Raw genomic sequence first — 13,489 nt, forward strand, 5'->3', positions numbered from 1 at the left:
CCGTGGCACCCCAGCCGCTCACCGACGCCGAACTGACCAAGGCCCTCGCCGACCTCCCGGGCTGGCGGGTCGTGGACGGCGAGTTGACCGCGACCTACACGTGCGCCCGCGCGGACGTGCCCGCCTTCTACGCGACCGTCGCCGCCTCCGAGGACCAGGCGAACCACCACGCCCGGATCACCATTCTGTACGGCACCCTGTCCTTCGCCTTGACCACCCACGACGCGGGCGACCGGATCACCGCCCTCGACGTCGAGTTCGCCACCCGCGTGGCATCCTTCGCCGCCGCCCACGGGGCCGCCCTCAAGGACTGAGCGGGCGCGGGCGCCGTGCAGCGGGGCCCGCGGACGGCGGGCTTGGCGCGGGGCCGAGGGCCGCGACCGGGCGGTGGGCCACGCAGGCTTCACGCGGCGCTTTCCGGCCGTTCATCAAGACGACCGGAGCGGCGCCTAGCCTCCGAGCATGAGCACCGACGCATCGGCGTCCCATCCCGTCTCGACCACCGTTCGCGGTTGGCTCCTCCCGTTCGCCGGCGCCGGATCGGCCGGGTGGCTGATCGGGACGTACGCGATCCGCGCCGCCGCGCAGGGTTCGTGCGACGACTTCGGGCGACGCGGCTGCACGGGTGACGACTTCGGCCCATCGCTGGTCGGCCTGGCCGGTCTGGTGCTGCTGCTCGTCCTGATAGCCGGCGCGGTCGCGGCCACGGCCGGACGCCGCGGGATACCCGCGTTCGCCGGCTCCCTGGTGTTCGCGGGCACGATCGCGGTACTGGCCGCGCTCGTCGAACCGACGTCCGACGCCGGTTGGTACGTGCCGACCGCGACCGCCGCCGCCCTCGCCGTCCTGCTGCTCGCCCTCGCCGCGTTCGGCGCGGGCGAGCGGGGCACGGCACCGGCTCCCGCGTCGAACGCCGCCGGGCCGGCGGGGTCGGCCGAGCCGCTCACCGGCGCCGAGCCGCCCGGCCCCGGATCCCACGGCACCGCGTCGACCGAGCACCGCTGACCACGCACAGGCTTTACGACACCACCACCCGGGGGCGAAGGCGGCGGGGCGACGTCGTCGCCCCGCCGCCTTCGCTCACACCTTCGGCTGCTGCTGCGTGATGCAGTGGATGCCGCCGCCATTGGCGAAGATGTCGCGGGCGTCGACCGGTTCGATGGTGCGGCCGGGGAAGAGCTTGCCGAAGGTCGCGGCGTTCTCCTCGTCGCGCGGGTCGTCGAAGGCGCACAGGACCACCGCGCCGTTGGCGACGTAGTGGTTGATGTAGCTGAAGTCGACCCAGTCGTCGTGCGCTTCGAGCACGGTCGGCGCCGGGATCTCGACCACTTCGAGCGGACGGCCGTGCGCGTCGGTGGAGGCGCGCAGCAGCGCCACGTTCTCCTTGCCGACCTCGTGGTCCGGGTGCGCCGGGTCGGGCTGCACATGCGCGAGGACCAGGCCCGGGCGGGCGAACGACGCGACGATGTCGATGTGCCCCCGGGTGCCGTACAGCCCGTAGTCGCGGGTCAGACCGCGCGGCAGCCAGATCACCTTGCGCACGCCGAGGAACGCCTTCAGTTCGTCCTCGACCTGCTCCTTGGTCCACCCGGGGTTGCGGCCCTCGTCGAGTTGCACGGTCTCGGTGATCAACACCGTGCCCTCGCCGTCGACATGGATGCCGCCCCCCTCGTTGACCATCCGCGACGCGTAGCGCCGGGCGCCGGACGCCTCGATCACGTGCTCGGCGATGTCCCGGTCATGCTCCCACGAGGCCCACTCCTGCGCCCCCCAACCGTTGAACACCCAGTCGGCGGCAGCAAGTTCGCCCTGCGGCCCGGTCAGGAAGGTGGGGCCGATGTCGCGCATCCACGCGTCGTCCAGCGGCCGCTCCAGCACGGTCAACGGCCGATGCACGTACCGCGCGACGGTGTCCGACTCGCCCAGATCGGTGATCAGCGTCACCGGCTCGTAGCGGGAGATCGTCTCGGCCACCCGGCCCCACGCGGTCCGCGCCGTGTGCAGGTCCTCCTCGCCGAAGGTCTCGTTACGGCTGGGCCAGGCCATCCAGGTGCGCTCGTGCGGCACCCATTCGGCGGGCATCGAGAAGCCGTCTGCGGCCGGGGTGTTGGTCATCGGGAAATCCTTCGGGAAATCGGGTCCCACCATGGATCCACGAACGGATCCGCGGCGGGGCCGCGGGAACAACGGATCATCGTCGCCGGGCCGATACCGCGCGTGCCGCGCACGGCCGCTCGGCGGCGCCGGGTCGGCATCGGGTCGCCGCCCGGTCCGGCAACACGCCGGTCACGCCGAGGACCGAGTGCCCGGCCTCGATCGCGGCGGCCGACCGGGCACCATCCCGGGCCGCCTCGCACACGGTCTCCGCGATCGGCGCGGCGGCCTCGGGCACGTTAGGCCGCAGCTCCCGGGCCCGCCGCGCCCGAGCCGGCCCGGCGGCCGTGAAGATCGGCAACCGGTCCCGCTCGGTGGGCGTCCTCCGCATGCGTTCCTCCGTATTGAATGGCGTTCAAATCGCATTGAACGCCATTCAATACCGACTGTCAACGCCCCGGCGGGTGTCGGCCGACCCGTTCCCACGCCGGGCCCGCAGCCCTCGGCGCGGCTCGCTCAGCGGGCCAGGCGCGCCGCCAGACCGTCCAGGAGCAGCCGCAGCCCGGTCTCGAATCCGCGCTCGTCGAGCGTCTTCGGATCGCTCGCGGCCAGCGAATCGGCGAGCGAGGGATACTCGGCCCGGTAGTCCTCGACCGGCCGGACGAAGCCCTCGACGTAGGTCTCGATCACCGACCCGACCACGAGGTAGTCCAGCGCCGCGGACACCTCGGCCGCCTCGGCCGGGCCCAGACCGATCCGGACCAGGGTGCGGGCGGTGGCGTCGTACGCGGCCAGCGCCTGCTCGGTGGACACCGGCCGGCGGGCGATCACCGGCAGCGCCTCGGGATGGCGCAGGTAGGCCGCCCGGTAGCCTCGGGCGAACGCGGTGATGCCGACCCTCCAGTCGGGATCCTCCAGCGGTGCGCGGTCGATCTCCCGGGTTATCACCACGGTGATCGCGTCGAGGAGCTCCTCCTTGGACGCCACGTGGTTGTACAGCGAGGGCCCCTGGACGTCCAGCCGGGTGGCCAGGGCCCGCATGGTCAGCGCGCCCATTCCCTTCTCGTCCACCAAGTCGACCGCGGCCCTGGCGATCAGTTCGCGATCGAGTTTGGGGCGGCTGGGTCGACCCATCGTGCGTTCACCTCGTGCCGTTCGCGAGCACCGCCGTCGGTCACTCTGCGTTGCCAACCTAGCTCGAAGTCACCTCTTCCCCTACACCCGGTCGAAGGTTAGGGTCCTCAAACTAACTAAGTAAGTTTTAACGTCCCCGTTGCGAGGTCCCGATGAACCACGGCACTTCTCGCCCACCGACGCCCGCCGCGTCGGTGTCGCCCACATCGACCCCGGTGGTCGACCACGACGCCGAACAACTCGGCGCATTGGGCTACGAACAGGAGCTCAAGCGCAGTCTCGGCGTGCTGGGCAACCTCGCCATCGGCTTCGCCACCGTCTCCCCCGTCGTGGGCCTGTACGCCGTCGCGCAGGTGGGCACCACCATCGCGGGCCCCGCATGGGTGTGGGTGCTGCCGATCTGCCTGCTCGGCCAGGCGCTGCTGATGTGTGTGTACTCCGAGCTGGCCTCGCAGTATCCGATCGCGGGCGGCGCCTACCAGTGGGCCCGTCGCCTGGTCGGTCCCACGTACGCGTGGCTCGCGGGCTGGGTGGGCATGTGCGCGGTCGTGTTCGCCAACACCACGATCGTCTATCTGGGCGCGCCGTGGTTCTTCGCGCTCTTCGACGCCCATCCCACGCCGGGCCGAATCGTCGTGGTGGCCGCGATCTTCCTGCTGTGTTGTACCGCGATCAACGCCTTCGGCATCGATGTGCTGCGCTGGGTGCTCGCGGCCGGCATCGCGGCGGAGGCGCTCGCCTCGCTCGGGGTGGGTCTGGCCCTGCTGCTGCTCTTCCGGGAGAACGGCTTCGGCATCCTCACCGACACGATGGGCGCCGAGGCGCTCTCGGGCGGCTCGACCTTCTCCGCGATGCTCGCCGCGCTCGCGGTCGGCGGCTGGGCGTTCTTCGGCTTCGACGCGTGCGTGTCCTCCTCCGAGGAGACCAAGGACGCCGCCCGGCACGTGCCGAAGGCGATCTGGTGGACCCTGATCAGCGTCGGCGGCCTGGTCGTGCTGAACGCCGTCGCCGCCGAACTGGCCCACCCCGACCCCGCGAAGGTGGTCGCGGGAGAGGACCTGGACCCGGTCACCACCGCCGTGGTGAACTCGTTCGGCTCCTGGTCGGCCAAGCCGTTCGTGGTCGTGGTGATCATCGCGTTCATCGCGTGCGCGCTCGCTTCCCAGGCCGCCGCCGCACGCTCGGTCTACTCGGTCTCCCGGGACGGTGTGTTGCCCGGATCCCGGGCGCTGCGCGTGGTGAGCAAGCGGCAGGCGCCCATCGGCGCGCTGGTGATCACCGCCGCGATCAGTTGCCTGGCGCTGCTGCTGGCGCTGAACAGCGCCGCGATCGGCAGCCTGATCACCTTCGGCAGCGCAGCGATGTACCTCCAGTTCCTGTTGATCGCGTTGGCCGCGCTGATCGCCCGGCTGCGCGGGTCCTGGACGCCCGGCGGCCTGGTCCGGTTCGGCCGCTGGGGCACCCCGCTGAACGTGCTCGCGGTCGCCTGGCTGGCCTTCGAGTTCGTCAACATCGCGTGGCCGCGCGAGATCCTCGCCCCGCCCGGCGCACCGGCCTACCAGGTCTGGGCCGCCGTGCTCGGCATCGTCGTCGTGGTCGGCACCGGAGTGGTGTACCTGCTGGTCGCCCGCCCGCAGGACAAGGTGCGGGTGAGCGAGAGCTTCGCCGACCGCGGCGCCGACGAACCGACCCCGATTCCGCAGAGGAGCACCGTATGACCGCCGCGGACCTGGTGATCCTGGACGCACGCGTGCTGACCATGGATCCCACCGCACCCACCACCGACGCGCTCGCCGCGCGGGACGGGCGGATCGTCGCCCTGGGCGCCGACGCGCGCGCGCTGATCGGACCGCGCACCGACGTGATCCACGCGCCCGGGAACACCGTCACCCCCGGGCTGACGGACTGTCATCAACACCCGGTGCTGGGTGCGGACACCACCCGCGGCGCGAACCTGGTCGGCGCGCTCACCCTGGAGGAGACCCGGCGCCGACTCACCGAACAGGCCGCGCTGTGCGGACCGGACGACTGGGTGATCGGTTTCGGCGGCGAGTACGCGGCGTTCGCCGGCCGCGCCATCCACCGCGACCTGATCGACGACGCCGTGGGCGGTCGACCGGCGTTCGTGTGGATGTCGGACAGCCACACCGCGCTGCTGAGCACGGCCGCGCTGCGGATCGCCGGACTGACCGGCCCCCGCGAGTTCGCCGACCGCAGCGAGATCGTCTGCGACGAGCGCGGCCCCACCGGCGAGTTGCACGAGATGACCGCGTGCTTCCTGGGCTACCAGGCGGTACCGCCCATGCCGCGCACCGAACTCCTGACGCGGGTACAGAAGTTGTTCGCCGAGCAGAACCGACACGGGGTCACCGGCGTGCATGTCCTGGACGACGGGCCACGCACCGCCGACACCCTGGCCGGGCTGAACGACGAACAACGGCTGACCATGCGCGTGCGATTGGCGCCGTGGTGCCCACCCGGCGATGTGGACAACCTCACCGACCGGATCGGCGAACTGCGCTCCCTGGACGGCCTGGTGCGCCTCGCCGCGGTCAAGTTCTTCGCCGACGGCGCGATCGACGGCGGCGGCGCGTGGCTGCACGAGCCGGACTGCTGCGGCCAGTCGCACAGATCGCAGTGGAAGGACTTCGACCGGTACGCCGACGCGGTCGAGATCGCCGCCCGCGCCGGGCTGCCCGCCTGGACGCACGCGATCGGCGACCGCGCGGTGTCCCGGGCGCTGGACGTGTACGCCGAGCACGGCGCGCCGTTCGGCACCCGACACCGGATCGAGCACGCCGAGGTGCTGAGCGACGCCGACGTGCCGCGCTTCGCCGCGCTCGACGTGGTCGCCTCGATGCAGCCGACGCACATGGACTGGTCACTGCCGGACGGATCGGACAACTGGTCGCGCCGGGTGGGCCCGGAACGGGCCGAACGGGCTTGGCGCTACGCCGACATCCTGGCCGCCGGTGGCCATGTCGCGCTCGGCTCGGACTGGCCGGTCGCCGCGTTCGACCCCAGGCGCACGCTGGGCGGCGCGCAATTGCGCCGTCCGACGGGCGAGCCCGACCGCGCGGCGTACGGAGCCTCGGTCGGCATCTCGGCCCGGCAGGCCCTGGCCGGCTACACGACCGAGGCGGCCTACGCGGCGGGCGAGGAAGCGGTGGCCGGTCGGATCGCGGTGGGCTGCCACGCCGAGCTGACCATGTTCGGCGGCGACCCGCTCACCTGTGCCCCGGACGATCTGCCGGAGTTGCCGGTGACCGCGACGGTGGTCGCGGGACGGGTCGTGCATCGGCTCTAGGCCCTGCCCGGCGGATCTTGGTGGATCGGGCCGCGTCGTGAGCGCAGCGAGGAGCCCGAAGGGCGGATGCCGTGCATCGGCGTGCCGGAGAAGCAGCCGCATAGGGGTTCCATTCGGCTGCTTCTCCGGCGCGGCGAGGCCCGGTGCCAGGGTCCGGCGGACCCACCAGGATCCGCCGGACAGGACCTGGGCCCCTCCGGCGGACAGGGGCCGGCCGTATTGCCCACGGCGATCGCCGCCGCGACCGGCTGCCCGACATCGGGCCGGGTCGCGGCGGCTCGGCGCCGCGTGCGCCGTGCTCAGTCCCCGACCGCCCGCAACATGTCCGGGAGCGCGCGCATGTCGTCGAAGAGCACCGCGCCCGAGTCCGCCAGTCGATCCGCCCGGGTCAACCCGCCGACATAGCCGAATGCCCGCATCCCGGCCGCGCGGGCCGCCCGTACGCCGTAGGCGCTGTCCTCGATCACCACGCACCGGGCCGGATCCGCACCCATCTCCCGGGCCGCGTGCAGGAACAGGTCGGGCGCGGGCTTGCCCTCGGCGACGTCGTCCGCGCTGAACACCCGCCCCTCGAAGTGGCCGTGCAGCCCGACCAGCTTCAGGTTCCGCTCGACGCCGCCGCGCGGGCCGTTCGAGGCCACGCAACGTGGTTCCGGTATCTGCTCCAGTGCCGTGAAGATGCCGTCCACGGCGGTCAGTTCGGCGTCGAAGGCGGCCCGGTACAGGTGCCGGAACTCCTGGTGCCAGTTCGGGTCGAGGCGCCGGCCGAGGCGCTCCTCGACCAGTTCCGTGTGCCGCTCGCGCGAGCACCCCACGAAGTGCTCGACGATCTCCTCCTCGGTGAACGCGCAGCCCAGCGCGCCCAGCACCCGGGCGTCCACCCGAACCGCGATGCGTTCGCTGTCCACGAGCACGCCGTCACAATCGAAGATCACCAGATCGAACCCGGTCTGTGTCATACCGGGCAGCCTATGAAAGACCGATGCGGGCGGGCGGCGGCCGCGGACGGGATCACTCGGCGACTACGCGGTGACTACGCGCTCGGCTTCGCCTCGGGGAAGAATTCCGCGCCCTGGACGTAGGCCATCGCGGCGACGAACTCCGGGTCCACGAGCCGCCGTTCGATCTCCTCGGGGGTGACGTCCTCGATCCGGGCCTGAATCCACCACAGGTTGCCGAACGGGTCGCGGACCCGCCCGACCCGGTCGCCGAAGAACAGGTGCGTCACGTCCGTGACCGACGTGCCGCCGGCCGCCACCGCGCGGCGGTGCACCTCGTCGGCGTCCTCGACGTAGAGCCGCAGGAACGAGGGCGGCGCGGGAGTCGCGGGATCGATGTCGAACATCATCACGATCGCGTCGCCGATCTTGATCTCAACGTGGCCGATCCGGCCGTCCGCGACGACGAACCGGGAGCCGGGCACTTCCTCGGCACCGAACGCGACACTCAGGTAGTCGATCAACGCGGCCGTGTCGTGCGACAGGATCCACGGGGTGACGGTGGTGTAGCCGTCGGGAACGGTCTTGACGGTCATCGCGATGCCTCCGAAAGACGAGCGGGTGCGGGGGACCCCGGGGCGGGGAGCCGGGCGGCGCCGTGTGGTGCGCGCCGTCCTGCTGTCTTCGACGCTATTCGGCATATAGGTCGGATCCTGTCCTGAAGGGCCGGCATTCTCGAACCATGACCGCCGCCACCCCGGCCCGCCTGCTCGGGCTGCTGTCCCTGCTCCAGACGCCGCGCGAGTGGCCCGGGAGCGAACTGTCCACCCGCCTCGGGGTGAGTCCGCGCACCATCCGGCGCGATATCGAGCGCCTGCGCGAGCTGGGCTATCCCGTCGAGGCCACCCGGGGCACGGACGGCGGCTATCGGCTGGTCGCGGGCACCGCGATGCCGCCGCTGCTGCTCGACGACGAGGAGGCGGTGGCGATCGCGGTCGGCCTGCGCACGGCGGCCGGGAGCGCGGTGGCCGGGATCGAGGAGGCGTGCGTTCGGGCGCTGGCCAAGCTCGAACAGGTGTTGCCGTCCCGGCTGCGCGGGCGGGTGCGGGCGGTGTCCGGCGCCACCGTGCCGCTGGCGATGCCGGGGCCGACGGTGGACCCCGAGACGCTCGCCGTGCTCGCGGGCGCCATCGCGCGGCGCGAGAAGGTGCGCTTTCGCTACCGCGCGGCCGACGGCCGGGAAAGCGCGCGGCTGATCGAGCCGAACGCGCTGGTGCCGGCCGGGCGCCGCTGGTACCTCGTCGGTTACGACGCCGACCGCGCCGACTGGCGCACGTTCCGGGTGGACCGGGTGCGTGAGCCGCGTCCCACCGGTGCCCGGTGTCCGGAGCGCGCCCTGCCCGATCCGGACGCCGCCGCCTACGTGGCACGCACCCTGCACACCTCGGAGCCGGTCCACCGAGCCGACGTCACGCTGTACGCGCCGGTCGATCAGGTCACCGTGCGACTCGGCGACACCCTGACCGGCACCACCGAGGACGGCACCCCACGCCTGCGTCCGCTCGACGCCGACAGGTGCCGATTGACCGGCTACGTCGACACGCTCGACTGGCTCGCGTTCCGACTCTCCATGCTCGGCTGTGAGTTCGAGGTGCACGACCCGCCCGAGTTGCGCGAGCACCTGCGCGCGTTGGGCGGGAGGGTCACCCGCGCGGCGGGCGACCCTCCCGAGTGAACCCACCCGACGACCCTCCCGGGTGAACCCACCCGAAACCATCCGCCCGAATGCTCACCGACCCTCGAACGGCCAATCCCCGCTGTCCAGTTCGCGGCGCTGGTAGGCCGCCACGATCTCCTTCTCGGCCGCGTCCCGCCCCTCCCAGTGCGAGCCCTCCACCGATTTGCCGCGTTCCAGGTCCTTGTAGACCTCGAAGAAGTGGGCGATCTCGTTGAGCTGGAACGGTGGAACGTCGCCGATGTCCTGTATCGGGTGTCTGCGCGGGTCCCGAGCGGGCACGCACAGCACCTTCTCGTCCGGGCCCTTCTCGTCGGTCATCACGAACATGCCGATCGCGCGACAGCGGATCAGGCAACCGGGAAAGGTCGGCTCGTCCAGCAACACGAGCACATCGAGCGGGCCGCCGTCGCCGCCCAGCGTGCGATGCACGAATCCGTAGTCGGCGGGATAGGCGGTGGACGTGAACAACATGCGGTCGAGCCTGATGCGTCCCGTGCGGCGGTCCATCTCGTACTTGTTCCGACTGCCCGCGGGAATCTCCACGACGACGTCGAACTCCACGACGGCTCCTTAACGGCCTATGGATCAAGACCCGATATGCGCGGCATTCCGTATTCCTGACGTACCGTCGAGGACTTTCCCACGTCACCGGGCCGTTACGCACGTGAAGCACGGGACAACCGGGCCATCGGCATCCCTCGACCACCCGATCGCCCCGACCCTTGACTCGGTCAACTAAGTAAGGTTTCCTGTCCATCGACCCACCGCATTCCCGCCCCGCCTCCGCACACCCCATCAGGAGCAGCCGTGATCCGGATCGAGGACGCCGACCGCGTCAGGACCATCACCCTCGACCGCCCCGAAGCGCTCAACGCGTTCAACGAGGCGCTGTACGACGCGACCGCCGAGGCGCTGATCGACGCGGCGGCCGATCCCACCGTCGCCGTGGTGGTGCTGACCGGTGCCGGGCGGGCCTTCTCGGCGGGCACCGACCTGATCGAGATGGCGCAGCACAACAGCGGCACCAAGGTCAGGGGCAAGCACGGATTCGGCGGCATGGTCGATCGGCTCCAGGCGTTCCCCAAGCCGTTGCTGATCGCCGTCAACGGCCTCGGGCTGGGCATCGGGGCGACCGTCCTGGGCTTCGCCGACCTCGCGTTCATGGCCGACACCGCGCGGTTGAAGTGCCCGTTCACCTCGCTCGCGGTGGCTCCCGAGGCGGCGAGCAGTGTGACCTTCCCGGAGCTGCTCGGTCGGCAGAACGCGATGTGGGCACTGCTGAGCAGCGAGTGGCTGAGCGCCGCGGAGTGTCTGGAGATGGGCCTGGTGTTCAAGGTCTGCCCGGCCGACGAGCTGCTCGACGTGACAATGCGGCACGCGCGGATCCTGGCCGCCAAGTCGATTTCCTCGTTGATCGAGTGCAAGCGGGTGGTGCTCGCGGGGCTCGGCGACCGGATCGTCGATGCCCGCCGACGCGAGGACGCGGCGTTCGGGCGGCTGCTCGGCAAGCCCGCCAACATCGAGGCGCTGACCGCCTTCGCCGAGCGGCGCGAACCCGACTTCGCGGCGATCGACGCGCGCGAGGGCTGAGCACGCGACGCGGTGCCCGGCTCGGGCCCGGGCCGGGAGAGCCCGGGTGAAGCCGGGTCACCCGCCGTCCACCCGGGCTCGAACATCCCTGGGTTGTCCCGGTTTGCCGGACGCCTCCGGAACTGCGGAATACTGTCTGCTCCGCACGACCTCCAGTCCCCAGGATCAGCGCCACCCATGAGCAGCCCACACACCCCAGGCAGCGCCGCCGACACCGCCCCCGGCGGGTCCGAGACCGGCTCCGGCACCGACCCCGGCGGCGAGGGCACCCACCACCTCGGTCACACCCTCAAGCCCCGGCACATGACCATGCTCGCGCTCGGCGGCGCGATCGGGGCGGGGCTGTTCGTCAGCACCGGTGCGGGCATCCACACCGCCGGCCCGGGCATCCTGATCTCCTACGCGCTCGCCTCGGTGCTGGTGTTGCTGGTGATGCGGATGCTCGGCGAGATGGCGGCGGCGGTGCCGCGCAGCGGGTCGTTCTCCGAGTACGCGGGAGCCGCCTTCGGGCGGTGGGCCGGCTTCACCGTCGGGTGGCTGTACTGGTGGATGGTCACCATCGTGCTGGCCGTCGAGGCCTCCGGCGCCGCCGCCATCGCGCACGGCTGGCTGCCGGGCGTTCCGATCTGGGTGTTCTCGCTGGTGATCATGCTCGTGTTCACCGGCGCGAACCTGCTCACGGTGCGCTCGTTCGGCGAGTCCGAGTTCTGGTTCGCGACGGTCAAGATCCTGGCCATCGTCGGCTTCCTGGTGCTCGGCGTGCTGGCGATCCTGGGGTGGCTGCCGGACACCGACGCGCCGGGCCTGGCCAACCTCACCGGCAACGGCGGCTTCCTGCCCAACGGCTGGGACGGGGTGATCACCGGCCTGCTCGCGGTCGCGTTCTCGTTCGGCGGTCTGGAGATCGTCACGATCGCCGCCGCCGAGTCGGACGACCCGGCACGCAACGTGGCCCGCGCGGTGCGCACCGCGGTGTGGCGGATCCTGCTCTTCTACATCGGCTCGGTGGCGATCATCGCGACGCTGCTGCCGTGGGATTCCGACCGGCTCGGCAGCCCGTACGTCTCCGTCCTGGAGGACATCGGTGTCCCCGGTGCCGCGCATGTGATGGACGTGGTGGTCTTCACCGCGCTGCTGTCCGCGCTCAACTCGATGTTGTACGGCGCCTCCCGGATGGCGTTCTCGCTGTCCCGGCGCGGCGAGGGGCCCCGGCGGTTGTCCCGGGTGGCGGGCAACGGGGTGCCCAGGACGGCCGTGCTGGCCTCCTCGGCGTTCGGGTTCGTGGCGGCGCTGCTCAACGTGTGGTGGCCCGAGCAGGTGTTCAAGCACCTGCTGAACTCGGTCGGCGCGATGTTGCTCTTCGTCTGGTTCGCCATCGCCGCGTCGCAACTGGTGCTGCGCCGCCGGATCGAGCGCGAGGACCCGGATCGGCTGCTGGTCCGGATGTGGGGTTTCCCGTACCTGACCTGGTTCGTGATGCTGGCCCTCGCGGCGGTGTCGATCCTGATGCTCTTCGACCACACCGCCCGCCCGCAGTTGCTCTCCTCGGTCGTCGTGGTGGCCGTCGTCCTGGCCTTCGCCCTGGTCCGCGAGGCCCGCCGCCGCGACCTGCGCAGGCGCGCGAACACGCGGTTCTGACCCGACCCGGGCGGGCGAAGCCCCACCCTAGAGCCCGGCGCGGGCCAGCGCCCGGAGTTGTTCGCTCGTCGGGCACCAGTTGGATCGCATCTCGTCGGTCGGCCATCCCGCCAGGCTCGCGCTCGCGGCGAAGTTGGACTGGAGGTAGCCCAACAGCGTGCGCCGCGGGTCCTCGGCCACCCGGACCACGTCGTAGTCGAGGGTCGATCGTGAGCCGTCCGGCAGCCAGAGCGCCTCGCGCGGCGAGAGCGGTTGCTTCTCGACGCCGTCCGGCTTGGGCGCGGCGTACGAGTAGTAGGCCGGGTGCGGCACGTTCGGGTCGCCGGCCCAGAAACCGAACGAGATCACCTCGTGCGAGTACGCCTCCGCGGTGACCGGGTCCACGCCGCGCATCGGCGGCTCGACCCGCTTGCCGGAGAACCGGGTCAGCGCGAGGTCGAACGAGTGCCAGAAGAGCTGTACGGGCGAGGTCTTGCCGTCGAACCAGCCCATGAACTCCTCGAACACGTCCGCCGACCAGGTCAGGATCCGCCAGAACCGCCACGCGTACTCCGCCTGGTAGGTCGCGTGCTCGGTGTCCTCGCGGAACGGCACGGTCAGGTGCGGGACGCCGAACGGTCGCTCCAGCAGCGGCACGTCGATGCCCAACTCGGCCAGCACCCCATGCACCGCGACGTCGAACTCGGTCACGCTCAACCCGTCCACGAGCGCGATCTCGCGCACGTCGCCGCGATCGGTCCGAAAGACCACGCGGTGGTCGATGAAGTCGAACGCGATGTCGAAGGCGACGCCGGCCACGGTCAGCCGGCGGGTGGTGAAGCCGCGCGCGTCCACCGTGAAGGTGATGTTCCACCAGTGGTTCTGCGGGTGGCTCGCGGCGAGCTTGACCTTGCCGACGATCTGCGCGAACAGATGCAGCGTGTCGAGGGTGTGCACCCACGCGTCGTACGGGAGTTCGGGAAGCCGGGGCGGGTCGGCCGGCCCGGTGGCCTGCGCGGGATTGCTCGAAGGGGTACCCATGAGCCGATTCTCGCCCCTGCGGGCCCACTC

13 protein-coding genes and 1 pseudogene are annotated in these 13,489 nt (G+C 71.5%); 7 read left to right on the forward strand and 7 right to left on the reverse strand.

Annotated features, from left to right (window positions below; translation table 11 throughout):
* Window positions 1-2 precede the first annotated feature (2 nt).
* Window positions 3-314, forward strand: a complete 312-nt coding sequence (locus ACIRL2_RS39835) for a 4a-hydroxytetrahydrobiopterin dehydratase (RefSeq protein ID WP_395869174.1) — start codon at window positions 3-5, stop codon at window positions 312-314.
* Window positions 315-462: 148 nt separating this feature from the next.
* Window positions 463-1,005, forward strand: coding sequence for a hypothetical protein (locus ACIRL2_RS39840; RefSeq protein ID WP_395869176.1), 543 nt, complete (start codon window positions 463-465; stop codon window positions 1,003-1,005).
* Window positions 1,006-1,080: 75 nt separating this feature from the next.
* Here ACIRL2_RS39840 and ACIRL2_RS39845 read toward each other — a convergent pair whose 3' ends face one another.
* The 3 genes and pseudogenes from ACIRL2_RS39845 to ACIRL2_RS39855 all read right to left on the reverse strand — a co-directional run bounded on the left by ACIRL2_RS39845 (window position 1,081) and on the right by ACIRL2_RS39855 (window position 3,228).
* On the reverse strand, window positions 1,081-2,115 hold the full coding sequence (locus ACIRL2_RS39845) for an agmatine/peptidylarginine deiminase (RefSeq protein ID WP_395869177.1): 1,035 nt from the start codon (window positions 2,113-2,115) through the stop codon (window positions 1,081-1,083).
* A gap of 157 nt (window positions 2,116-2,272) precedes the next feature.
* Window positions 2,273-2,485 (reverse strand): annotated as a pseudogene (locus tag ACIRL2_RS39850) (urease subunit gamma); the annotation flags it as partial.
* Between the two features lie 125 nt (window positions 2,486-2,610).
* Window positions 2,611-3,228, reverse strand: coding sequence for a TetR/AcrR family transcriptional regulator C-terminal domain-containing protein (locus ACIRL2_RS39855; protein ID WP_395869179.1), 618 nt, complete (start codon window positions 3,226-3,228; stop codon window positions 2,611-2,613).
* 215 nt (window positions 3,229-3,443) lie between these two features.
* On the opposite strand from ACIRL2_RS39855, the gene ACIRL2_RS39860 reads away from it, so the two are divergent.
* Entirely contained in the window at window positions 3,444-4,946 is a 1,503-nt protein-coding gene (locus ACIRL2_RS39860; RefSeq protein WP_395869181.1) for an APC family permease, read from the forward strand.
* Complete coding sequence (locus ACIRL2_RS39865; RefSeq protein WP_395869183.1) at window positions 4,943-6,535, forward strand: amidohydrolase; 1,593 nt, start codon at window positions 4,943-4,945, stop codon at window positions 6,533-6,535. Before ACIRL2_RS39860 ends, ACIRL2_RS39865 begins: the two co-directional genes overlap by 4 nt.
* 299 nt (window positions 6,536-6,834) lie before the next feature.
* On the opposite strand, the gene ACIRL2_RS39870 is transcribed toward ACIRL2_RS39865, so the two are convergent.
* Window positions 6,835-7,494: an HAD family hydrolase gene (locus ACIRL2_RS39870; RefSeq protein WP_395869185.1), complete on the reverse strand. Its 660-nt coding sequence runs from the start codon at window positions 7,492-7,494 to the stop codon at window positions 6,835-6,837.
* A gap of 74 nt (window positions 7,495-7,568) precedes the next feature.
* Window positions 7,569-8,069, reverse strand: coding sequence for a VOC family protein (locus tag ACIRL2_RS39875; protein ID WP_402238991.1), 501 nt, complete (start codon window positions 8,067-8,069; stop codon window positions 7,569-7,571).
* A 146-nt stretch (window positions 8,070-8,215) separates the two neighbouring features.
* Between ACIRL2_RS39875 and ACIRL2_RS39880 the strand changes: the two genes are divergently transcribed.
* Window positions 8,216-9,208: a helix-turn-helix transcriptional regulator gene (locus tag ACIRL2_RS39880; RefSeq protein ID WP_402238993.1), complete on the forward strand. Its 993-nt coding sequence runs from the start codon at window positions 8,216-8,218 to the stop codon at window positions 9,206-9,208.
* Window positions 9,209-9,262: 54 nt separating this feature from the next.
* On the opposite strand, the gene ACIRL2_RS39885 is transcribed toward ACIRL2_RS39880, so the two are convergent.
* Entirely contained in the window at window positions 9,263-9,772 is a 510-nt protein-coding gene (locus ACIRL2_RS39885) for an inorganic diphosphatase (RefSeq protein WP_395869191.1), read from the reverse strand.
* 246 nt (window positions 9,773-10,018) lie between these two features.
* Here ACIRL2_RS39885 and ACIRL2_RS39890 point away from each other — a divergent pair, with 246 nt between their 5' ends.
* Entirely contained in the window at window positions 10,019-10,801 is a 783-nt protein-coding gene (locus ACIRL2_RS39890; protein ID WP_395869193.1) for an enoyl-CoA hydratase/isomerase family protein, read from the forward strand.
* A gap of 177 nt (window positions 10,802-10,978) precedes the next feature.
* Entirely contained in the window at window positions 10,979-12,439 is a 1,461-nt protein-coding gene (locus ACIRL2_RS39895) for an amino acid permease (protein WP_395869195.1), read from the forward strand.
* A gap of 27 nt (window positions 12,440-12,466) precedes the next feature.
* Here ACIRL2_RS39895 and ACIRL2_RS39900 read toward each other — a convergent pair whose 3' ends face one another.
* A complete protein-coding gene (locus ACIRL2_RS39900; RefSeq protein WP_395869197.1) occupies window positions 12,467-13,459 on the reverse strand; it encodes a DUF5996 family protein in 993 nt (330 codons plus the stop codon).
* Window positions 13,460-13,489: the final 30 nt, after the last annotated feature.

The organism is Embleya sp. NPDC127516 (genome assembly GCF_044765325.1).
Lineage (GTDB): Bacteria > Actinomycetota > Actinomycetes > Streptomycetales > Streptomycetaceae > Embleya.

Coding starts and splice junctions, on each gene's coding strand:
- ACIRL2_RS39900 (WP_395869197.1), bottom strand. CDS start 13,459: ATGGGTACCCCTTCGAGCAATCCCGCGCAGGCCACCGGGCCGGCCGAC.
- ACIRL2_RS39880 (WP_402238993.1), top strand. CDS start 8,216: ATGACCGCCGCCACCCCGGCCCGCCTGCTCGGGCTGCTGTCCCTGCTC.
- ACIRL2_RS39855 (WP_395869179.1), bottom strand. CDS start 3,228: ATGGGTCGACCCAGCCGCCCCAAACTCGATCGCGAACTGATCGCCAGG.
- ACIRL2_RS39840 (WP_395869176.1), top strand. CDS start 463: ATGAGCACCGACGCATCGGCGTCCCATCCCGTCTCGACCACCGTTCGC.
- ACIRL2_RS39870 (WP_395869185.1), bottom strand. CDS start 7,494: ATGACACAGACCGGGTTCGATCTGGTGATCTTCGATTGTGACGGCGTG.
- ACIRL2_RS39845 (WP_395869177.1), bottom strand. CDS start 2,115: ATGACCAACACCCCGGCCGCAGACGGCTTCTCGATGCCCGCCGAATGG.
- ACIRL2_RS39875 (WP_402238991.1), bottom strand. CDS start 8,069: ATGACCGTCAAGACCGTTCCCGACGGCTACACCACCGTCACCCCGTGG.
- ACIRL2_RS39895 (WP_395869195.1), top strand. CDS start 10,979: ATGAGCAGCCCACACACCCCAGGCAGCGCCGCCGACACCGCCCCCGGC.
- ACIRL2_RS39865 (WP_395869183.1), top strand. CDS start 4,943: ATGACCGCCGCGGACCTGGTGATCCTGGACGCACGCGTGCTGACCATG.